This window comes from Pelodictyon clathratiforme (assembly GCF_982375515.1).
Genome location: NZ_OZ455102.1, coordinates 1,726,274 through 1,748,644, shown reverse-complemented (window position 1 = coordinate 1,748,644; position 22,371 = coordinate 1,726,274). Strand labels below are relative to the sequence as shown.

At 45.1% G+C, this 22,371-nt stretch carries 14 protein-coding genes, 1 tRNA gene and 1 other RNA gene; 4 read left to right on the top strand and 12 right to left on the bottom strand.

Annotated features, from left to right (window positions below; translation table 11 throughout):
• Positions 1 to 3 precede the first annotated feature (3 nt).
• The 5 genes from cas7c to AC56AD_RS08355 are packed head-to-tail and all read right to left on the bottom strand — an operon-like array spanning position 4 to position 5,845.
• A complete protein-coding gene (gene cas7c / locus AC56AD_RS08375; protein WP_012508384.1) occupies positions 4 to 1,044 on the bottom strand; it encodes a type I-C CRISPR-associated protein Cas7/Csd2 in 1,041 nt (346 codons plus the stop codon).
• Positions 1,045 to 1,072: 28 nt separating this feature from the next.
• Positions 1,073 to 2,734: a type I-C CRISPR-associated protein Cas8c/Csd1 gene (gene cas8c, locus AC56AD_RS08370; protein WP_012508383.1), complete on the bottom strand. Its 1,662-nt coding sequence runs from the start codon at positions 2,732 to 2,734 to the stop codon at positions 1,073 to 1,075.
• Positions 2,731 to 3,366, bottom strand: a complete 636-nt coding sequence (gene cas5c / locus AC56AD_RS08365; RefSeq protein ID WP_012508382.1) for a type I-C CRISPR-associated protein Cas5c — start codon at positions 3,364 to 3,366, stop codon at positions 2,731 to 2,733. The genes cas8c and cas5c overlap by 4 nt, the downstream gene beginning before the upstream one ends.
• A gap of 18 nt (positions 3,367 to 3,384) precedes the next feature.
• A complete protein-coding gene (locus tag AC56AD_RS08360) occupies positions 3,385 to 5,604 on the bottom strand; it encodes a CRISPR-associated helicase/endonuclease Cas3 (protein WP_012508381.1) in 2,220 nt (739 codons plus the stop codon).
• Positions 5,591 to 5,845, bottom strand: coding sequence for a CRISPR-associated endonuclease Cas3'' (locus AC56AD_RS08355; RefSeq protein WP_012508380.1), 255 nt, complete (start codon positions 5,843 to 5,845; stop codon positions 5,591 to 5,593). Before AC56AD_RS08355 ends, AC56AD_RS08360 begins: the two co-directional genes overlap by 14 nt.
• Positions 5,846 to 6,193: 348 nt before the next feature.
• Here AC56AD_RS08355 and AC56AD_RS08350 point away from each other — a divergent pair, with 348 nt between their 5' ends.
• A complete protein-coding gene (locus tag AC56AD_RS08350; RefSeq protein ID WP_012508379.1) occupies positions 6,194 to 7,444 on the top strand; it encodes a hypothetical protein in 1,251 nt (416 codons plus the stop codon).
• A 48-nt stretch (positions 7,445 to 7,492) separates the two neighbouring features.
• On the opposite strand, the gene AC56AD_RS08345 is transcribed toward AC56AD_RS08350, so the two are convergent.
• Together AC56AD_RS08345 and AC56AD_RS08340 are read right to left on the bottom strand one after the other, a co-directional pair.
• The gene (locus AC56AD_RS08345; RefSeq protein WP_012508378.1) at positions 7,493 to 10,840 is read right to left on the bottom strand and encodes a PAS domain-containing hybrid sensor histidine kinase/response regulator; all 3,348 of its coding nucleotides are present in this window, start codon (positions 10,838 to 10,840) and stop codon (positions 7,493 to 7,495) included.
• Positions 10,841 to 10,867: 27 nt separating this feature from the next.
• Positions 10,868 to 13,849 carry a chemotaxis protein CheB gene (locus AC56AD_RS08340; RefSeq protein ID WP_012508377.1) on the bottom strand — a complete coding sequence of 994 codons (2,982 nt, stop codon included), beginning with the start codon at positions 13,847 to 13,849 and terminating at the stop codon, positions 10,868 to 10,870.
• Positions 13,850 to 14,261: 412 nt separating this feature from the next.
• Here AC56AD_RS08340 and AC56AD_RS08335 point away from each other — a divergent pair, with 412 nt between their 5' ends.
• Together AC56AD_RS08335 and AC56AD_RS08330 are read left to right on the top strand one after the other, a co-directional pair.
• On the top strand, positions 14,262 to 17,894 hold the full coding sequence (locus tag AC56AD_RS08335) for a DUF3683 domain-containing protein (protein WP_012508376.1): 3,633 nt from the start codon (positions 14,262 to 14,264) through the stop codon (positions 17,892 to 17,894).
• A gap of 138 nt (positions 17,895 to 18,032) precedes the next feature.
• Positions 18,033 to 18,257 carry a hypothetical protein gene (locus AC56AD_RS08330; protein WP_012508375.1) on the top strand — a complete coding sequence of 75 codons (225 nt, stop codon included), beginning with the start codon at positions 18,033 to 18,035 and terminating at the stop codon, positions 18,255 to 18,257.
• Between the two features lie 29 nt (positions 18,258 to 18,286).
• Here AC56AD_RS08330 and rnpB read toward each other — a convergent pair.
• From rnpB to rpmG, 4 genes are all read right to left on the bottom strand, one after another.
• An RNA gene (gene rnpB / locus AC56AD_RS08325) (RNase P RNA component class A) lies at positions 18,287 to 18,689 on the bottom strand.
• 66 nt (positions 18,690 to 18,755) lie between these two features.
• On the bottom strand, positions 18,756 to 19,553 hold the full coding sequence (locus AC56AD_RS08320; protein ID WP_012508374.1) for a zinc ribbon domain-containing protein: 798 nt from the start codon (positions 19,551 to 19,553) through the stop codon (positions 18,756 to 18,758).
• Positions 19,554 to 19,715: 162 nt separating this feature from the next.
• Positions 19,716 to 19,797 (bottom strand) — tRNA-Leu (locus AC56AD_RS08315).
• 34 nt (positions 19,798 to 19,831) lie between these two features.
• Positions 19,832 to 20,014, bottom strand: a complete 183-nt coding sequence (gene rpmG / locus AC56AD_RS08310) for a 50S ribosomal protein L33 (RefSeq protein ID WP_012508373.1) — start codon at positions 20,012 to 20,014, stop codon at positions 19,832 to 19,834.
• Positions 20,015 to 20,163: 149 nt separating this feature from the next.
• On the opposite strand from rpmG, the gene lysA reads away from it, so the two are divergent.
• Entirely contained in the window at positions 20,164 to 21,417 is a 1,254-nt protein-coding gene (lysA, locus tag AC56AD_RS08305) for a diaminopimelate decarboxylase (RefSeq protein WP_012508372.1), read from the top strand.
• 30 nt (positions 21,418 to 21,447) lie between these two features.
• Here lysA and metF read toward each other — a convergent pair whose 3' ends face one another.
• Positions 21,448 to 22,317, bottom strand: a complete 870-nt coding sequence (gene metF, locus AC56AD_RS08300) for a methylenetetrahydrofolate reductase [NAD(P)H] (RefSeq protein ID WP_012508371.1) — start codon at positions 22,315 to 22,317, stop codon at positions 21,448 to 21,450.
• Positions 22,318 to 22,371 lie beyond the last annotated feature (54 nt).

Genomic DNA, 22,371 nt, shown 5'->3' with positions numbered 1-22,371 from the left:
GGCTTATGCAATTTTTCTTAACAGAGTTACCTTTCCTAGATTAGTTTCATCGATAGTAATCTGATAATCTTCATAAAATCTTGCAGGACCATTTGAAAGAGGTTTTCGTTCAACTTTAATTCTTTCAAATAACTTGTGAGCAGGAGTGTTCCCCAACTCAGACTCGTGTTGAAAAACGAAAAGTTGACGGGATGCCATCTCACCACGAGATGCAGAGCGATCATGATCAAACATATTAATCAATGCAGACCATAGCAATTCAAGATCGTCTTCTGTGAAACCTGTTTGTTTTGCTAAAGGAGCAGAAATAAATCCATGAACCCTGTACAAACCATATGGTACAATGGATTTTCTTGCACCAAGTCCTTTATCACTCGATTTATCCACGTTTACTGCTGCTGTTCTTGACATTGCAATCTCTAATCCGACGATTGGCTCGATACTTCTCGAAAAACTCAATTGAACAGGACCGCGTACTTGTCCGCAGGTTTTATCACCTGTCGACATAACTGCTCCAAAAGTACGAACATCAAAAAAGTTTTTACACATCCACTTCTTTGCGATAACTGATTTTCCGTCAACAAACAATTCTTTTATTTTCGCTTTTGAAGCATCAGTAATATTTTTTAGTTTTTCCACATCTTTCTTTACTTTGTCAATATCCGAACTCAACTGGAAATAAATTGCGTCGTTTTCAAAACCGACTCCTTCAGGATATTCCGCAAATGAACTTAACTCACCTCTTAAATCCGCAGGAACGAATACGTATATTTTTTCATCAGTCAAAGCATTATGCGCTCTTTTATGGTGTTCAGAAAGAAACTCGCCTTCTCGCACATGGATCTCGTAAGGAGATTCATTTTTTTTCAATAGTTCTACATAATTTCTGATTTTTCTTTTCAAGCATACATCCGTTGTAATTCCGTGCCCAGTCTCAGGATCAATACGCGGTAGATTTCCGGCATCAGGGTCACCATTTGGGTTCCCATTTTTAACATCAAAAAGCAGTACAAACTCATAACGGTTTTCAATGGTCTGAGTCATTATTAGTCTCCTTAGTTATGGTTCAATATCATTTATAAAAAGCATTTTTTTGCTGATAATATGCAATTGCAAACAAGCCTTGTTGCTTCAAATTTAAAAGTGCAGGGAATGTATCAATATGTTCAATAATTTCACGTATTCTGCGATCAGAAATATCCCCATAGTCTGATTTTCCAATATGATGGTGTGATAAGCTAATTAATCGAGGGAAAACACTGGCTGGTGTAGTAGATGCAGCAGTATAATATCGGTCTTTTATCGATGCATTAACATTTCCTATAGCATCAAACTGCGCTTTTTCTAATACAGCAAAAAGTCGCCCAAGAAGATATTCGATCTCCCGTCGTTCTGTGTCCAATGACATTGGTACCTCCATTTTATAGTTTCTTTGCAATACTGCTTTCAGAATCGATGCACGTAAATAGTTAACCTTGTCCACCCTTATTCTCCCCAACACTCCTTGAAATAGATGTTGTGGGTAGTTCACTCCTGTAAGGATTGACCGCAGAAGTGCTCCACCTAAAACAGGAGAAATATCTTTAGGTTCTCTAACAGTTTCTTTAAGTAAATGCCAGATTCCTGGGCAAATAACATCATCTTTCTTACTTCTTTCCATTTGTAAACATAAGAAATGTTCTCTTAATCTTTTCATCATTTTATTAACGGTGCTAACGTAGGAAAAACGGAGAGAAAGTCTGGCTTTGTTGAGAGAAAATCCAAGAATAAAAAATTTTAATTCTTTTTCTTTTTCAATATCATCTGGTAGTTTTCCATCACGTATAGTTTCTAAAAACTTTTGAATAGGTATGTTTGCTATTTTATCTTCTATTGATGGGTTCAAAAGAATTCCCATAAAATTTTCAACTGAAGATTTTTTTTCTGCCCAAAAAACTGTTGTGGTTTCTGCTATTTGTAAACGTTGCGTTTTACTTCGGAATAAGTATTTAAGAGCTGTTGAACTTTTGAATTCTGCTTCAACCGAAATTAGTGCATTTTCGCCTTTTTTCTTGCCATATGACTCATAAGATACATCATTAAAAGAAACCAACGAGGCTCCAGAACCAAATTTAAATTGGGCATATTGCGTTTGAAGATCGTGAATTTTTCCATCTATAAGACTAAAACCTTTTTTGTATTCTTTTTTTAAAAGATGATTAGTCCAAAGTTTTCTAACTTCAACTCGCTCATGAATAAATTGAGAGTCCCCAAAAAGTTTAAAGGCTACCCACTTTCCTTTATTTCCTGAAATCTCTTTCCAGTTTTTTAAGCCAATTGAGTCCAAAGCATTCCATTTCTTCAAAAAAGATATAACAGCAATAACACCTTCGTCTGAAGAATTACTGCATACTTCTGAAATTAAGTTAACAAATGAAGAGTGGTGTTCATTTTTCTCAGTATTTCCTGACATTCCAAAAAAATAATCAGCCTTATCTACCATAAAGTTTGGAGTTTCCTTTGCACCTCCACCAGCACGAACATTTACTTCATTTGTATAGGGCGTTTTAGATAAATAATATTCAAATACATTCGGTTTTATAGGCTTTCGGCTTTCTTCAGGATCACCGATAAGATTACCTTCTTTATCAATGGTAACAAAAAAGCCAATATCTTCCATGCTAAAACCATATGGAGGAACGTCATCATTTATAGCAAGTCTATCATAGAGTTCTATTAATGACTGAAAAATCATGAGACGGCCTCCTGTTTACAATTAATAATGCCATTGTGCATGATGGCTCGAAAAAAACGAGCAGTCATGTTATTTTCAAAATCAATATCATGTAGCATATATCCTAAATCCTGTTCACCAGAAAGCAATGATTTCGGAATATCAACACACCACTCGAAATTAACAGGAAACTCACGACACCCGAAATATGGACGATGAAAACATTGACCTGCTTTTGCTCGTCTTGTAAAAATATCTAAATGCTTTCCTTCATTATTATCTTCTTTCATAGAAAAATAAAAATGAGCTTCAATAATATATTCAACATCTCGAAGCACCATTGACGCTCTTTGTTGACGAGTATCTGAGTCATCCACAATAATACTAATTGGATACTGTCCTACCATATCAACTCTATTTAGACTTGTCTTTTTTGCAACTTCATTACGGCGAATATTTTCAAAACGGATAGGCTTTAAAACATGAATCCTATCTATTATCCATCGAATAGATGGTTTCCAGTAAATTGCTTCTAATATGCCTCGTGCTGCCGAAGGTGTCATCACATCATACGACACTCTTTCAACCTTCATTTCTGGTCGAGTAAATAATGCGTAGTCGCCCCAGACTCGTAACTTTATTCCATAGCTCATTACTTGATGCTCCTTGGGTTAATGAATAAATGCATTCCCTTGTGGCGTCGAACATTTTAAACCAGTGTTACTTGAATACAACACATCTGATATCAAGACAAAAATACCCGGGACTATCACTTCAAGAGATTTTTGTATTTCCTTAATTTGATTACTGTGTATTTGTACTGTGTATTTTTGGAGTTTTCGTAAAATTCGTCCTTTATATTTTGAATATTTTAACTCTTCAACCATTGTTAGTGAATTTTGATCAAGTGCTATAATAACTGGAATTGTTGCTGAATTTATTATTTCGAAATCAGCAAGCTTCTTAAATTGAATTTCTCCTGATTGAGCTGTTTGACACAGAGAAACGATTCCTTCTGAATCCATACGTTGCTGGTTTTTCCAAAAATAGTCATAAAAATACTCACGAACACATTCCGGTGATGTGAGTTTTCCTTTAAAAAGATCAAACAATTTTTCCGCCGATTGAGCTGCTTGTTTTATAAATGGAGTGATCGGTAAATCAGCAAAAGAAAAAACAAATACTTGACAGGCTTTTTCATGTAAACCATTTCTATTACACCGCCCAGCGGCTTGAGCAATACTATCAATCCCTGCAACAACTCTGAATACACAAGGGAAGTCCACATCTACTCCAGCCTCAATCAATTGTGTACTAACAACGCGGCATGGCTCTCCGTCGTGTAATCTCCTGCGAATTTCATTCAGTTTATTGGTACGATGAAGAGGATACATCAAGGCGCTTAAATGAATAGTTCCATCTGATTTTGGCAAAGCATTATATATATCCAATGCCTGTTGACGAGTGTTGACTATACATAAAACCTGTTCATAATTGGATAGTTTTGTTGCAACATCCTGTACCGAGAGTTCTCCAATAAAAGACTCTTCAGTCCGCTTTAATGCTCCAAACAGACTATGCACATCCTGAATAATTTCTCGTACACCCTGTAACCCACTTTGAAACTGTTCCGAATATTCGATAGCAGGTTGTGTTGCCGTACAAAGAATTGATGAGACACCATAGTTGAGTGAAAGCTCTTTAATCACCTCCATGCAGGGGGACAATTTTTCAACAGGAATTGCTTGAACCTCATCAAATATGACAATACTATCCGCTACGTTGTGTAACTTTCGACAGTATGATGTTTTGCTAGCATAAAATGAATTAAAGAACTGTACGTTTGTTGTCACAATAATCGGGGCATCCCAGTTTTCTGAGGCCAAGAGAGATTTCCAGTCTGATTCATCAACCATAAAGTTGCAATGATGCTCAAGTATGGCATCATCGCCTAGCATATCCCTGAATACTTGGGCGTTCTGCTCAATGATGCTTGTGAATGGAATCACATATATGATTCTTCGCTTACCATATTTTTTAGCATGAGCCAATGCAAAGGCAAGCGATGCTAATGTTTTTCCGCCTCCTGTCGGTACTGTCAAAGAAAAAAGTCCTGGATCAAACTCTGCACTTTTCAAACAATCATTCAACACCTTTTCGCGGTACTGGTTTACAACCGTTGTCGAATCAGCTTTGTTTCTCAGGGCATCGAAGTTTGTTGAAAATCGTTCAGAGAGTTCATCCAGAGCAGGATACCCCGACCGCCAGACAGATTTTTTGTTACTCAATGATGCTTCAGTGTCCAAATAGTCGGCATCAACGAGACAAGAAAATAACATCCTCACAAAAAACTGAATAATAAACCCTAAACGATTCTGCTCGATTTTGGAAAGCGGTAATAATGAAGGCAGTTTTGGAGCAGAATGCGGAAAATCAACATCAGTAAAATCTTCCATCAATCGAGATTTTAACGCAGCAATTGCGTCATCATGCCAGTTCGGCAAACCGCCATGATGCCCAGCAATACAGTAAGCAAGTAATTTTCCTGCTTGATCAGATTGCTTATAAAGTTCTTGAGCACCTACAATTGCATGGACAGGATGCCCACTATAAAACGCAGAAAATTCATCCGTAACATTATTTTCATGACGCAAATATGCTTGCCAAGATAGTGTACCTTTTCCTAAATCATGCCAACGTCCTGCAATATCTGCCCAATTTTCTGCACCAAAAAAACGAGCAAATCCAGCAGCCATTTCAGCAACCGCTTGCAAATGATCTTCTAATAGATGCCAGTTCTCGGAAGGTTCGCTTGGTCTTGAATGAGCGTAATATCTCCAAAAATTCTCATTTTGAAGCGCACCAGCAGAGGAGTGATCAATCTTGCTCATGATTCTCCTCCGTATAATCCCCGTTATTCTTGCGGATATATTCCTGCCACTGAGGATTGTATTTTCCGAGATCATGTAACAGACCAGCCGTTTTGGCCCAAACACCATTGCTGAACTCATCTGCGAATAGGGCTGCCTTCTCCGCAACCCGTGTAAGATGTTCCTTCAAGTCATGCTCCATCCATGAACCATCCGGATTTTGGCGAAGATGTGCGACTGGTCGAACTGATTGTTGTGTCATGGAAATAAATAGGTTTGAGCCGATAAGTCCATTGCAAGAAGAGGTTATCCCGTTACTGCAGAATACATAAAAATTTTGTTAAACAAAAAATTAACGTGTTTTTATTTGGTAATTTACGAGTTACAGGTGTTGCGTGATGTCCGCATTAATTTTGCAACCGATCACATAACCGGGTTACTGCACATATTCGGAAATATATACAGTTGTCGTGGCTGTTGGAAGCGTCAAGGCCATGCGCAGGGGAGCTTTTTTTGTGGAATGATGTTGGGGCAGATGTTCCTTTTTTATGGATATTTTGCGTATTATTTGTCTGTTGCGGTTCGTTTATCAATGTAAACCCGGTTTATTATGCAGCCTATTCGCATCAACAATTACTGTTTTAACCATATCCATACCTGGATACAGTACGACAAGCGCTTTCCCCAGTTTATTGAGGTTGTTATTGAGGTTTTTTATCCTGAAAACCGGCAGGCTGAGGGTCTGGTGATGTTCAACCATGGCTTTCTGATTGGTAATGATCTGCTCTATTATCCGAAAAAAATTATTGGTGGGCTGTTGAATGATAATCCGCTTTTTGGCATCAATCCTTCCCGATATTATAACTATACGTCGGCCATTGTGGAACATAATTGGGCTATGGCTTTTGTAACGGCATCACACATGCAGTCGGTTGCCATGCCATGGATCGATTTCGGGGGTAATCCGAGGGTGGGGCAGGATGCTTATGCTGCGGCCTCCTACCTGATCAAATATGGGGCAACTGATGAGTTTTATAAAATTGATGAACATAACAGGAATCGTTCTTTTTATAACAGGGAGCTGATTTTGCAGACCGGGTTTATGAAGAATAATAATGTTATTTTTGCCGGTCACTCGGTTGGTGGCGCACATGCCCAGGTAGCTTCGGTTGGTTTTGAGAAGCTGCAGGAAATTGGTAAAGATACTTCCCGCTCCTTTGATCCGGTGCTTTTTGATCGGGAGTTTGTTCCTGCCCTCTCTTCTGCCATGTCTTCCTGGTCTGCTGAAGAGCGGGCAAATCCTGTGGGATATCTTCAGCTTTCTCCGGTTGATATGAAGGTTCCTCTGCTTGCGCCGGGAATGGAACGTTATCGGGATGTGCTTTCCGAATCACCGATTCCCGGTATCATGATTATTGGTGAGTGCGACAATGCCTGCCTCAATATGTCGCAGCCGCCTGCATGGTCTTCTGATGCTGCAAAGAAGACCGAATTCACGCAACTCTCTTCACCAACGAGTTGGTCGGCGGTTGCCAGTGTTGAGTACGGCAGTCATTGTGGTTACCTGACAGAAAAAAGCCCGCTCTGCAGTGTTGCTGATATAAAAAATCCCTGCAAATCAAACAAGGAAAAGGAGCCCTATAAGGCTGGAGGAGATGAAACGCTCTTTACGACAGAGCTGATCAAAAATTTTATTAACCTTTATCCGGAAAATGATGGTTTCAATGGCGGGTTCAAAGGTGATTTTGATCAATGGCGTGGCAGCAATTTCATGAAGTGGCTGAACAGGAAGAGCCCTGACGGGGTTATCAATCTTGTTCCGTTCAGTGATGGAGAGTATGTCAGTTTTGCTCGTGATTGAGCGTACTGGCGCCTGCAGAGTGTGCTTTGCAGGCGCCAGAAGAGGATGTCAAGGCTCTTGCAGTGGAGTGGGGTTAAAAATATGATAGAGAGCCAGGGTCAGTGATTTCATGGTAACAGGCTTCTGCAAAAAGTTAACTCCACGTTCCAAAACATTGTCTTGGGCAATGATATCTGCGGTGTAGCCGGACATGAAGAGTATTTTAAGCTCCGGACGAACAGAAAGCAGTTTTTTTGAGAGTTCGGATCCATTCATCTCCGGCATGATAACATCTGTTACCAGCAAATCAATCGTTCCACTGAAGTTTTCCGCTCTCTTTATGGCTTCTGCGGCTGTTGCGGCTGCCAGAACTTTGTAGCCATTGTGTTCAAGCATAAGCTGGCAGAGTTTGAGAATAGGCAGTTCGTCCTCTACAAGCAGGATGGTTTGATGGCCTGTATACATCAATGTACTCGTCGGTGTGGTCTCAGCCGCTGGTGGTGGCGCATTGTAGAGAGGCAGATGAATGGTGAAGGTCGTTCCTTTTTTCAGTTCGCTCAAGCATGAGATGGTGCCGTTGTTCTGTTTAACAATCCCATAGACCGTTGACAGGCCAAGACCGGTACCTTTTCCGGGCTCTTTCGTGGTGAAAAATGGTTCAAAAATATGGTCAAGATTGTTCTTCTCAATCCCGCATCCATCATCACTGACAGAAAGCGTCACCGATTCACAAGCTGGCTGTTCGGGGTCGCTGCTCTTATGGGCGAGGTGATGGCCTGTTTCGATTGTGATTGTGCCATTATTGGTTATGGCATCCCGGGCGTTGACACAGAGGTTGACAACAATCTGGTCTATCTGCGATGGATCGATTTTGAGATGGGAGTTTTTGCTGTTCGGGATCCATATCAGCTTGATATTTTCACCAATGAGGCGTCGCAGCATGGGAAGCATTTTTCCAATCAAGTTGTCCAGCTCAAGAACTTCAGGCATGATGATCTGTTTGCGGGCGAAGGCAAGGAGCTGTCGGGTCAGATCGGCAGAACGGGTTGCGGCTTCCCGGATGGCCTCAAGATCGGTATAGACTGTCTGGGATGGATCAAAATGTTCAAGGGCCATTTCGGTGTGGCCGAGAATAAGCGTAAGCATATTGTTGAAATCATGGGCGATTCCGCCGGCAAGTCTTCCTACCATCTCCATTTTCTGGGATTGGTGAAGCTGATCTTCAAGTTTTGCTTTTTCTGCCTCACTCCGTTTGAGTTCCGTGACATCAATCAACGATCCGGCGATAAAATCAGGCGCACCCTGTTCATTCAAGACAATTTTTGCTGTGTTGCTGAGTGTGGCGATGGTACCATCCATGAGGAGAAAATCGGCCTCAAAATTGTTGATATGGCCCTTTTTTAAAAGAAGTTCCCGGATTCTTTCGCCATCTTCCGGGTGAACGTAGGATTGTCGGGTATCCTGGGAAAACCAAACATCTCTCTCTGATTCCCTGCATTTGGCAATCTCAAGGCAATGCTGGTTTGCTGCAATTATTTTTCCCTTCATGGTCGATTGGTAGAGCCCGATCGGGACGCTCTCAAACAGTTCACGGTACTTTTTCTCACTTGCCTGTAAAGCGTTCTCGCTCTGCAGACGCTCCAGTTCGCTGGCAGCACGCACGGATAGTATTTTAAGTGCGGTTTCTGCAAACTGTTTTTTTTCAAGGGGTTGGCGTCCAATAACGGCAATGAGGCCGATTGGTCGCTTTTTATGGTCCCAAAGCGTTACCCCGACATAACTTTCTGCCCGAAGATCTTTGAGTACCTGATCGTGTGGAAAGAGTTGACACACCTTTTCCTGAAAACAACAGACATCCTTGCCGACGACATCCCCACAGGGAGTGTCGTTCAGGGAATAGACGACATTATCCTCAAAATGATCGTCACACCAGACTGCAAGCGTTCTGGCCGTCAAGCCGTCACCATCCAGGCTGTCAATACGGACAAAATTCATCTCAAGGCTATTGGCGATGTATCGGGCAAGGGCATTAAAGAATGGTTCTTGCTCTGAACCATAGCTTGCAGAAGAGAGAAAACGTTGCAGATCGTCGATTTTTTTCTGTTCTGTAATGTCAATACCGGTTCCGATCAGGAAGGGATTGCCATCCACGACTATTCGGCGGCCTGTCATCAGGAACCACCGAAATTCGGGCCCTCCATGAAGCAGTACTCTTGCTTCCACATTTTCTTCGAGGCCATATTCAAGCACGTTCACCATTTTTTCCTGAACAAACTCCCGATCTTCCGGATGAATCGTTGAAATGGCCGCGACATCTTGCATCTCACTTTCCGGCTTTCCGACAACGTGATCTCGCTGAAAGCTATTCCACCCGCTATAGGTACCCTCTGTGTTGATGATATAAAAACTGCCGGGAATACTGTTGATAATGCTTTTACTGAACTGTTGTTCTTTTTTTCCCTTTTCCTGAGCCATTTTCAGCTCAGTAATATCTATTGTGATTCCAACGTATCGATTGACCACTCCATCACTATCTTTGAAGGGCGTGCCTTGTGACATCACCCAGCGCTCCTGGCCGGAAGTAGAGCGGACACGCCATTCAACAGTAAACTCCTGCCCACGTTCAACTGCGTTCAAAACAATTTGTTCAACCTGATCTCTCTCTTCATCCAGCATGGACAATTTCCATACCTCGTAGGTTGCCTGGCAGGAAAAGGGTTCCAGGCCAAGCAGACGCCAGAGCTCTTCCGACCATATGGTGTGGTTGCTCTGTAAATCCCACTCCCAACTGCCGGAATGGGTTGCATCAACAATAAGTCGCTGGCGTTCATTGGTGACAAGCATGGCCTGAGCCATCCTTTTATGCATGGTAATATCCGAGAGCATGGCGCGGCAGCTCTTTTCATTATCATTGATGCGCGCTTCAATGCGTACGGTTTTCTGGCTGCAAGTATCCTTGTCAGATGCGGAAAGTTCAACTTCACAAGAGGTTGGCTCTTTGTGGCTGAACACATTCTTTAGCAGTGTGGCAAACGTCGTGCGGTCTGAGGGAATAATAAACTTGTTCAACTGTTTTCCGCGCAACCGGGATCGTGAGATATCAAGAATCGTTGCAGCGGTGAGGTTCAATTCGATGATCTCACCGTCCGGTGCAAGGGTCAGGTATCCCAATGGGGCGAAATCATACAGATCGGTGTATCGTTCAAGACTTTTTTCCAGCTCTTTTCTCGACTCTCTCAGTTCTTGTTGCTGTATTTCAAGTTCGATCTGGTGAACTGCCAGTTCATGAATCAAACGAAGCATCTCCTCAGGTGAAGAGGAGAGATGCATGTTTGTCAATTGACTTTTTTGCAGGCGCTCTTCAGCTCGGGAGCGCAATTCAGAAAAATCATCAACAGGTGAAGCGTTTTGAGACATGATCTGTTTTTCCGGAATCAAATTTTTTCAGGAATTCGGGTTATTTATTTCAAAAAATGTTGTAAAGAGGTGGCTGTTTTTGTCCTCTTCATCTTGTAATCTGTTCGAGTTACTGATTTTAATCCATCGTGTTTTGCGATCCTGGGCGTGGATAATGCCGATAACGACTCCGTTTATCGTCTTGCCGGAGCGCAATGCGTCCACAACAGGGTTTTCCTCGGGAGGCAATTCTGAGCCGTCTGCCTTGAGCAGTTTCCATCCAAGATCGGCAATATTTTTACCGAGCATCTCTTTCATGGAAATTCCTGTAATTCGCTCGGCCTCTTGATTTGTCATTGTAATACATCCTTCGGCCTGATGAACGATAATCGCAACAGGCATGGTGTCAATCACAAAACGGAAACTCTTCTCAATCTCTCGCAGACTTGTTTCGAGTTTCTTGGCGACAGTGATATCAGTAAAGGTAATTACCAGGCCGTTAATACGGTTTTCCTGTGTTCGATAGGGCATGATCTTGACGCTAAACCACCGATTGTTACTTGCAGAAACCTGTTTTTCACTGAAAACAAGAGTATGAAGAACCTCGCGGGCATCTTCAAGCAGTGCAGGATATTGCAGTTCGGTAACAATATCGGTTATGGGACGTCCAACATCGCTTGCAATGAGTTTGATGATGGATGATGTCCGGTTGGTGAAGCGTCGTATGTTGAGCTCATCATCAAGAAAAAGTGTTGCAATGTCCGTGCTGTTCAGCAGGTTTTTCATGTCATTGTTGGCCTGTGAAAGGTCAGTCACTTTTGATTGCAGTTCATGGTTAACCGTCTGCAGCTCTTCGTTCAGCGACTGCATCTCCTCTTTTGATGTGGTTAACTCTTCATTGGTACTCTGCATCTCCTCATTGGCTGACTGCATCTCTTCATTCGTGCTTTTCAGTTCCTCCTCCGAGGTCTGCATCTCTTCACGTATGGTGATAATTTCCTCTTTTGCTTGTTTGAGTTCTTCAGCAAGTGAGGCAAGCCTCCGGTCATTGAAATCTGCAACGGGATTCTGATCCAGATTTTCTGCTGTTTTTTTTGCAACTTCGGTAAAAACAATCATGAGCATGTTTTTAGGGGAATCCGGTTTTTCAATCAACCTGACGGTCAGGTCAATGATTTTTGTTCCTCCGTTTGTTCCGACTGCCACTCCCGTTTTGGAAATCTCGCCTTTCTCGCGGAGCACATTTCTGATCAGAATATTCAGCTCATAGCCAATCCCTTCCCTTGCCATTGCGAAGATGTTCAGGTTTGCTTTTCCTGCTGCTGGTTCGAGGTAGTTCCCTGTACGACCGCTTATGTAGAGAATGTCGCCATGCTCATTGGTCAGTACTGCTGCGGGAGTATAATACTGGAGCAGGAGCTTATCGCATATGGTACTCAGGTTGAGATCGGATGTCATCGGTTTGCCCTGTGTGACCGGAAGAGTTGAACTGTCGTGTAAAGGATGGGTAAAAGATGCGGGGAAATCAACATACTCAGCCCTCTCTGCCTGATGCATATGACGGAAAAGACGGGCCTTGCTGTCAAGAGTCTGAAACAGTTGGCCACAGTATCCGATTGTTTCAGCGCTTCCAAGAAAGAGGATTCCGCCGGGATTAAGGCTGTAATGAAATAACGGGATCAGTTTTTTCTGCAGCTCTTGCTCCATGTAAATCAGCAGATTGCGGCAAACGAGAATATCGACCTTGCTGAAGGGTGGATCCATAATAACGTTATGGGGAGCAAAGACAATGGTTTCGCGAATCGCTCTTGTAATTCTGTAGCCCCGGTCATCTTTTTCAAAGTATTGACTGATACGCTCCGCAGAAACATCAGCAGTAATATTGGATGGATAGATTCCTGTTCGGGCTTTTTCAATGGCATTTTTGTCGAGGTCTGTTGCAAAGATCTGGAGCTTGAAATTGCCGGGATGCTTTGTTGTTGCAAGGACTTCTCTGAAGACAATCGCGAGGGAATAGGCCTCTTCACCTGTTGAACATCCTGCCACCCAGGCCCGAATAATACCGCCAGATGGACGGGATGCGAGAATGGAGGGTATGCCATCTTTTTTAAGAATTTCCCAGGCATCAGGATCCCGGAAAAAGCTGGTTACCCCTATCAGCAGCTCCTTGAAAAGCAGCTCGATTTCCTGGGGATTCGTCTGTAAAAAATGGACATAGGTAGAGATTTTTTCAATTTCGTGAATACCCATGCGCCGTTCGATGCGGCGATAAATCGTGTTTTTCTTGTAGAGTGAAAAATCATGTCCGGTCTGTGTTCGAAACAGAATAATGATTTTTTTCAGCGAGCTCAGTGCCTGCTCCTCGATGGTTAAGGCCGGTTTTAAGATGACGGGAAGATGTTTTACATAAGCAATGATTTTTGAGGGAAGATTTTCTGCTGGTACGATAACGTCAGCCAGTCCTTCGTCAATAGCGCTTCGCGGCATTCCGTCAAACTTCGCGGAAGCTGGATCCTGTACAAATACTCCACCACCTTTTTCCTTGATGGCGCGTAGTCCAAGTGTGCCATCGGAACCCATTCCAGAGAGAATCACGCCGATGGAATGCTGTTTAAGGTCATCGGCCATTGAACGAAAAAAGAAATCAATAGGAAGTCGAAGACCACGTGGTTTGACCATGTCAAGTAAAAACAATTTCCCGTGCAGTATCGACATGTCCTGGTTCGGAGGAATCAGATAGACATGATCCGGCTCGATTTCAAGATTGTCGCTGACCTGGCAGACAGGCATTGCCGTTTCCCGCTGAAGCAGTTCAACCATAATTCCCTTGTGCGTCGGGTCAAGGTGCTGTATGATAACAAAGGCCATGCCGCAGGGATAAGGAACATGCTTCAGAAACAGTTCGAGCGCTTCAAGTCCACCGGCCGAAGAGCCAATGCCGACGACCGGGAAAGGAATTTTTTCTTCACTCTTGAGTGCATGCTCTTCACTTGCTTTAATTTTCTGGCTGCTTGCGGGGGTTTTTGTCATGATACATCTTTGTTTTGAAAACTTTTATCCGTATTCGGCAGCAAAAGTTCTGAAAGGTACCTTATCTGCGCTGAGATAACTTTGCCGTGTTTTGTGCCGGGAAAGTTTCATCATCTTCATTTCCGAATCTTCCAATATAGCTGATTGTATTATGTTTTATCAGTTAATAAAAGAGCCGTAAAGAGGGAGGCCGCAGTGTTCCGGTGTTCTTGCGCCAGCTTTTTTTTGAAAGATGTTGCCGTGAGTTGTGTGACCCATATGCTTGCTGCTCTTGACAGGCCAGGAAACTTGTTGAAAAAGGAAAATTCCCTGGGCAATCGCAAGCATTTCTTTTGTTGCATGTTCAACTTTGAGTCCGGTTTGTTACTTTATAGAACATAAGTTATTGCTTTTAACATCAACAGGCTCGATAATGGTGAACCCTTCGACGATTGTTCCACGTGAGATACCATTCAATTATACTTCCGCAGGTGATCGGCAGGCAATATCGTTCCTGCTCGGTCGGGATATTGTGCAGATGCTTGATGAGCTGCGCGATCTGCGCGTTACCGGAAGGTCGGCACGCTTGCTTATGGGTATTATTGGTGAAATTCTTATTCACCGCCGTAATCCCTATCTCTTTCAGGAGCTGGTGAACTCTTCAACCCGACGCCGTCGTCTTTTTGAGAGGGCCTCTGCCGAGCTTGATACGATTGTTGAGATGGCCAATGGTGAAGAGAGGGTTTCGGCTATTGTGGCGGCTCTGCGTGAGCAACTTGAGCGGTTTCGTTTGGCTGTTGAGAAGACGCCTGAACTTCGTCGGCGAATGAAGCGGGAGCTTGGCGCTGTTGTGGGGGTGAAAAATGTGCTTTTTGATCCTTTTTCTCTTGCCGCACATGCTACCGATGCTACCGACTGGAGGCTTCATCTTCCTTCGGCAGTGGTTACGCCTGATCAGGAGTCGCAGGTTGCTCCGCTGATTACGGCGATTGCTGCGCTTGGCCTCAATATTATTCCTCGGGGCGCCGGTACAGGGCTGACCGGAGGGGCGGTGCCGTTGCGCTCGAAGTGTGTGATTATTAATATGGAAAAACTGAACCGCATCCGGGGTGTTTCGGTGCGTGATTTTCAACTGGAAAATGGTCAGATATGCCAGGCGTCAGTGATTGACGTTGAAGCGGGTGTGATTACTGAACATGCGATGGAGGCGGCTGATGAGCAGGGTCTTGTGTTTGCTACCGATCCCACCAGTGAGTGGGCTTGTACAATCGGGGGCAATATTGCGGAAAATGCCGGTGGAAAGATGGCGGTTCGCTGGGGTACCTGTATCGACAACCTGCTTGAGTGGCGGATGGCGATGCCTTCGGGAGAAAACTGGACGGTAAAGCGTGCTGATCATCGGTTGCGGAAAATTATGCATGAGGATACCGTCGTTTTTGAGGTGTGGAATGAGTCGGGCAAGAGGATTGATCGTATTGAACTGCTCGGAACTGATATTCGTAAAAAAGGGCTCTGGAAGGATATTACCAATAAGGCGCTCGGGGGAGTACCCGGTTTGCAGAAGGAGGGTACGGACGGGGTGATCACCTCGGCTCTTTTTGTGCTCTATCCGAAGTACCCGGAAAAGAGGACGCTCTGCCTTGAGTTTTTTGGGCCTGATATGGATGAGGCAAGCCGGGTGATTCTTGAGCTTTCGAAAATATTTCCGCTCCATTCCGAAAATCGTGAGGCTTTGCTTGCTCTTGAGCATTTTGATGATGAGTATATCCGGGCTATTGATTACAAGGTAAAGGCGCCCCGTGCCCAGACACCGAAGGCGGTGCTGCTGATTGATATTGCCGGTAACAGCGTAGCGGAGGTGGAGTGCGGTGTGGAGCGGGTGGAACGGCTGCTCGATCCCCATCCAAATACCTTGATGTTTCTTGCAAGGGATAGTGCGGAGGGTGTCCGCTTCTGGGCTGACCGTAAAAAGCTTGGCGCTATTGCCCGGCGAACCAATGCGTTCAAACTTAACGAGGATATTGTTATTCCGCTTGAAGCGTTGGCAGAGTTTGCCCGTTTTATTGATCATCTCAATATTGAGGAGGAGCGGTATGCGCAGCATCGATTTGTGGAGCGTGCACGCGCTCTGCTTGAAACTTCGAAAGTAAGCGAGGATGGTGGCCAGTTTGCCTCAAAGATTCCTGCCGGGGTTGAGCTTTGCCAACTGTTCAGCTCAAAGATCGATGCAGAGCCTGAGGAGTCGCTCCGTTCGCTTGCTGTTGTGCAGGAGCTTTGCAGTGAGCTTGGAGAGCTGGTGCAGGGGTATCCTGATATGCAGGCAGCCCTTGATGGCGCATACCTGCATGTTCGTGATCGTCGCATTGTGCTGGCTACGCACATGCATGCGGGCGATGGCAATGTGCATGTCAATGTGCCGGTACTTTCAAATGACAGGCCCATGCTTGAGCGGGCAGACAAGGTGATCGACCATGTTATGGAAAAGGTGGTCTCTCTTGGTGGTGTGGTGTCGGGCGAGCATGGTATTGGGGTTACCAAACTGAAGTATCTTGATCCGGCCATTGTTGAAGAGTTGTCGATGTATCGTCGCCGGGTTGATCCGAAGGGGATTATGAATCCTGGCAAGCTTGATGATTATGAGGTGCTTGACTCCATTTTTACCCCCTCATTCAATCTGCTTGAACTTGAGGCGCATATTCTCAGGCGAGCCCAGATTGCGGAGCTTTCAAAAAAGGTCGATTACTGTATTCGGTGTGGTAAATGCAAGATGGATTGCTGTGTCTATTATCCCTCGCGGGGAATGTTTTATCATCCAAGAAACAAGAATCTGGCGATAGGGTCGCTGATTGAGGCGCTTCTTTTTGATGCCCAGCGGGAGCGGACTACCGACTTTGCCCTTCTGCAATGGCTTGAAGAGGTGGCCGATCACTGTACCATCTGTCACAAATGTCTTAAGCCCTGTCCGGTGGATATCGACAGCGGGGAGGTTTCGGTGCTGGAGCGTGAAATTCTGTCGGAGTGGGGTTTCAAGCACTCCTCTCCGGTTACTGAGTTGACCTTGCGTTATCTCGAAAGTCGTTCGCCGGTGTTTAATGCCCTGTTTCGCCGTTCGGTGCTGCGGGTTGGCGGGGCGGTTCAGCGTGCGGGTAACAGGCTCTCTTCCTCTTTACAGTTGGAAAATAATAATCCGGTTCTTTATCCGCTTCGTCTGTTGCGCTCTGCGGTGCCACCAGTTCCTGAGGGTACCTTGCGTGATGTTTTGCCGGAGTGTGGCCCCGATCAGGTGCTGGTTTTTGAGCCTGCGGGTGAGGTGACGAGTAATGTGTTTTACTTTCCGGGATGTGGTTCCGAGCGCATGAATTCTACCATCTCTATGGCGGCGCTGCATCTGCTGCTTGAGCTTGGTGCAAGGGTGGTGCTGCCTCCTCCATTTCTCTGCTGTGGTTTTCCGGCGCATGTGAATGCAAAGAGCGACCAGTATTCGAGTATTGTGCTGCGTAATACCGTGCTTTTCAGCCAGATCAGGGAGATGTTCTCCTATCTCGATTTTGATGCCTGTGTGGTGACCTGTGGTACCTGTATGGAGGGGCTTGATGCGATTGAAACCGGCAAGATTTTTGGCGGAAAGATCGTCGATATTGCGGCTTTTGCCTTTGATAAAGGGATGAAGCTTGATGGCAAAGGAGATTATCTCTATCACGCTCCATGTCACGATTCGCTTTCGGGAAAGGCTCGGGAAACGCTGCATAAGCTGGGTGGGTTCGGCAGTGTGACCGCTGTAGCGCACTGCTGTTCTGAGGCGGGAACGCTGGCGTTGTCGCGTCCGGATATTACCGATTCCATGCTTCACCGTAAACGGGATGCCATTACGGAGCTTATGCATGGAAAAGAGAGGGCTGTCATTCTGACCAATTGCCCTTCGTGCGTGCAGGGACTTGGAAGAAATCTTGACCTGGGCATTGAGCCACAGCATATTGTTGTGGCTCTGGCTGAAAAGCGGTCGGGTTCCGGCTGGATGGAGTTGATGCGTGTTCAGGCGTCAAAGGGAACTGCGGTAAGCTTTTAAAAGCGGATCGTCACGATATTTTTTTCCTCTTGAGTATAAGACGGGATTCCTGTGTAATGCGCACTCTTATGCTCTCATTTTTGTACGTTCTTTTGATGAGAGGGGAGGAGCTTTGTAATCGTTAAATAAAAAGTGGTTATGGACGATAAAAAAATTCATGATGAACAGAAGGTGGTGGTTACCGATATTCGTATGCCTTTCTGGTCGATGGTGCTGTTTATGGTGAAGTGGGTATTCGCCAGTATTCCTGCCATGTTTATTTTTTCTGTTGTGGTGGGGCTTATTATGGCAGTTTTGAGTCTCATTTTTGGTTCCATGTGGGGATTTCACAATCTGTTTCGTGAAGGTGGATTACCAATGTGATGCGGAAAGGGGAGGGGGGATAAAAAAAGCTGAAACCGTAAGCTATAAGCCGAATTCTGTGAATTACCCGGAGACCGGGTAAGACTGCAGCCATTTATCTGATGCGGCTTACCCGAGAACTCTCCTTGCGGAATTGAACGGGCCGCTCTTTTTCCCCTGGGGGAAAAGTCCTCTTATTTAGCCTTGCTTCGGGGAGGTTTGCCAAGCACATGCCATTACTGTCATGTCTGGTGGTCTCTTACACCCCCGTTTCACCCTTACTCCGGTTGCCCGAAGCGGTCTGTTTTCTGTTGCGCTTTCTGTGACAAGCGGCTTGCGCCGTTATCCCCGGGCTTGAGTTTTGCAACTCTCGACCGGCACCCTGCCCTGTGAAGTTCGGACTTTCCTCTGCACAGCCCGGATGGGCTGCACGGCGACTGCACACTTGCGGTTTCAGCTTTTCAAAGAACCATCATGAAAGAGAGTGCGTTCATATTCAGAAACGCGTGTACCATTATTTTATTCAGCCTCTTCAAAGAGCCGCTCATGAACCACAATGCGACCGCAAGATTCACAAAGGTAGAATCCGCCCTGTACAATCATGGTGTGACGATTGGTTGGAACCCTCGTGTTGCATCCGGAACAGGCGTTGCGGTTCAGGCTGACAACCGCATTCTGTAAGGTGCCGCTTCTGAGATGGTCATATTTGTCGAGCAGTCTTTTTGCTTCGCTGGTAATCAGTGCCCGTTGTTCCATTACCTTTTTTTTCAGCAAATTAACATCCTCTGCTGTTTCAATGACAATGCTTTCCAGCTCTTCTCTTTTCTGGTCCACCTGTTTTTTCAGATCTTCAAGCTGCTGATGCAGGATGTCGTCGGGCATCATCTCTTCCGTAATTTCGTCATAGCGATTTTCTGCAATGAGCTGCCGTCCTTTTTTCTGGATTTCCTGTGCCCGCTGTATAGTATGGACGATATCCTGAAGCTGGATTTCGGCTTGCGCTATCTCTTTTTCTTCATATTCAATCTGCTTTGAGAGTGCGTCATATTCCTTGTTGTTGCGGGCGAGTGTCTGCTTCTCCTTGAAGTTCAGGATCTTGTTCTTGCACTCATTGATCGTTTCGTGCAATCGAGAGCGTGTTTTCAGATGTTCGTCGGCTATTTTTTTTCGTGATTCGATCTGGCGGGTGGTAAATACCAGGTCTTCATCCAGAGCATCAATCTCTTCCGGCAGCCCTTTTTGAAGGCTGACGATGCTTTCTATCTGATTGTCAAGGTGCTGAAGCCTGACAAGGAGGTTTATTTTGGTATGATCCACTACGGCTGATATTTTGGATTATTATAGGAACAAAAAAAAGCACCCTCTCAAGAAAAGGTGCATACCTGTGCGTTGTATGTGAAAAACCTGGTCTGAGCTGAATCGACTGATGATATGTTGTTAAGCGTATTCACGTGCATATCGCCTGGGAAGATTGTTGTGTGCCCGAAAGGAGACTCGAACTCCTACACCTTGCGGCGCGCGTCCCTGAAACGCGTGCGTCTACCAATTCCGCCATTCGGGCATTGCGTTATGCTCAGACCAGTACAGAAAAAATCTTATTTGATCTCCTTGTGCAGGGTATGACGCTGCATATTGGGGTTATACTTCTTCAAGATAAGACGTTCTGTGGTATTTTTCTTGTTTTTTGTTGTGGTATATCTTGAGACCGTTTTTCCCTCTTTTTTTGCTTCGGTACATTCAAGGGTGATAACGATTCTGTTTTCTTTTCCTTTTGCCATGGTAAACCTCAATCAGGTGTGAAATTGTAAAGAGCTGTGAATATAAAACCTAAAAGGTGATTTTGCAAGTAATGGGTTTTTTCTTTCCATGATAACGGGAGAAAAGCTATTTTTCTCACTTTATAACCCTTTAACAGGTAACTGCAACCGTGCTTGACAGTAATTTTTTTCGCTATACCGGTACGACGCTCTGCTGTGATGACGTCAAACTTGAAGAGCTTGCCGCCAATTTTGGAACTCCTCTTTTTGTGACCTCGAGGAGAAGCGTCATCGAAAGTTATAAGGCTTTCGAGTGCGCTTTTGAGGCGCTGCCCCATTTTACCTGCTATTCAGTCAAGGCCAACTATAATCTCAGTGTGATTCGTACGCTTGCTGAACTTGGCTGTGGGTGTGATGTTAATTCCGCCGGAGAACTCTATCGGGCATTGCAGTCTGGTGTTTCTCCTGATAAAATCATTTTTGCCGGGGTTGGCAAGAGAGAGGATGAGATTGTTTATGCCCTGCAGAGCGGGGTACTTATGCTGAAAGCTGAATCGCTCTCGGAACTGCGGGCTATTGACCGGATTGCAGGAGAGCTTGGTTTAACAGCTTCTGTTGCAATACGGATCAATCCGAATGTGACGGCTGAGACCCACCCCTATATTACCACTGGCGACAGCAAGGAGAAGTTTGGTATTGATGAGGCTGAGCTCTCGACGGTATTTTCGCTGCTTTCCCGCTTGCCGAATATCAAGCTTGTGGGGCTTGATATGCATATCGGGTCGCAGATTTTTGATCCGGAATATTATGTGGCGGCTACGGTGAAGCTGCTGGCGATTTTCAAGGCATCCAGAGAGCTTGGTTTTGCCATCGAATTTCTTGATATCGGCGGTGGTTTTCCGGTAACCTACGACCCCCTGAAACCGGCAACCCCGATTGAACATTTTGCTGAAAAGCTGGTTCCGATGCTGTTGCCTCTTGATGTGAAGGTGATTTTTGAACCGGGACGCTATCTGGTTGCCAATGCTTCGGTTTTGTTGACCAGAATTCTCTATAAAAAGAGTAATCATACCGGCAAGCAGTTTTTTGTGGTCGATGCGGGGATGACTGAACTGATTCGTCCGGCGCTCTATCAGTCGCATCATGAAGTTCAGTCGGTAACGTTTCATGAGGAAGAGGTTATTGCCGATGTTGTTGGCCCGATTTGTGAGTCGAGTGATTTTTTTGCCCGTCATCGGGCGATTGGAGCGGCAGAAGAGGGTGAGTTGCTTGCGGTGATGTCTGCAGGCGCTTATGCTGCCGTTATGAGCAGCAATTATAATGGCCGGCTTCGCCCTGCAGAGGTTCTGGTGAACGGGAGTGAAGTCAAGCTGGTGCGTAAACGTGAAACGCTGGAACAGCTTGTGCAGAATGAGCTGACCTGAAAGCGGGTCGCTCCGGATGGTTGGACGGGGTTACTGGTGGATGTTGTTGAAGATTTTAAGGGTTGCATCGGCCATGTTCAGGGTGTAGAAGTGGATGCCTTTGATATGATGGTCGATGAGCTCCTGAACCTGATTTGTAGCCCACTCAATTCCGACTGAAGCAACTTCGTCGTCATTTGCTGCAGTGAGTACTTTTTTCAGCAGAGCGGCGGGCACTCTTGCACCAAGTGCCAGTTCCGACATTCTGATCATCCCTTTTCGTGTGGTGATGGGCATAATTCCCGGGATGATGGGCACGGTAATGCCGCCAAGGGCGCAGCGCTCAACGAAGTCGAAGTAATCGTGGTTATCGAAAAAGAGTTGTGTGACAATGTAGTCAGCTCCGGCGTCAACTTTTTCTTTCAGATATTCGATCTCTTTCATCCGGTTTGGTGTTTCGGGGTGCCCTTCTGGAAAGCCTGCAACGCCGATACCGAAGTCGGGGTACTCTTTTTTTATGAAGCGAACCAGGTCTATGGCATACGGGAAATCCTTGATGGCATCAGCCATTGAGGTTGTCCCGGCTGGTTTGTCACCTCTCAGGGCAAGGACGTTATTGATGCCGTGCTCCTGATAGTTTCGCAGAATGGCTCCGGTCTCCTCTTGGTCGGAGCAGATGCAGGTGAGGTGTGATACGACGGTCAGACCGGTCTCTTTCTGTATCTTTGTTACCAGGTTATGGGTTCTTGATCGGGTCGATCCTCCGGCTCCGTAGGTTACGCTGACATAGGATGCGTGGAGTGGTGAGAGCGCTGCAATGGTTTCAAACAGTGTTTCCCACTCTTCATCTTTTTTCGGGGGAAAAAACTCAAAACTGAAGACAGGTTTGGCGGCAGAGTTCAGTATTTCTTTGACAAGCATGCAGAGTGTGACGTTTAGAGGCTTGAATGAAAAAAAAGAATATACAAAAACAAT